The organism is Bacillus cereus group sp. Bce019 (assembly GCF_051781745.1).
Taxonomy (GTDB): Bacteria; Bacillota; Bacilli; order Bacillales; family Bacillaceae_G; genus Bacillus_A; species Bacillus_A cereus.
In genome coordinates, this window is sequence record NZ_JBPWJX010000156.1 from 1 (window position 1) to 268 (window position 268).

The following is a 268-nucleotide window of genomic DNA, read 5'->3' on the forward strand; positions in this document are numbered from 1 at the left end:
TGCACGTAACTCAGCAATTCCTTTTCTTGATCTGAAAGACATTAATGCTCGAATTGAACCAGGTGCTTTGATTCGCGAAAAAGTTGAAATTGGCGATCAAGCGGTGATTATGATGGGGGCTATTCTAAATATTGGCGCCGTCGTTGGTGCAGGGACTATGATTGATATGGGCGCTGTTTTAGGCGGCCGTGCAACTGTAGGAAAACATTGTCATATTGGCACTTGGGGGTTCAATGACACCAGCTAAAACCGTTCCCGCGCCAATATG

At 45.9% G+C, this 268-nt stretch carries 1 pseudogene; it reads left to right on the forward strand.

The window, feature by feature from the left end:
* Nucleotides 1–220, forward strand: a pseudogene (locus ACS2QP_RS27830) (2,3,4,5-tetrahydropyridine-2,6-dicarboxylate N-acetyltransferase); the annotation flags it as partial.
* Nucleotides 221–268: the final 48 nt, after the last annotated feature.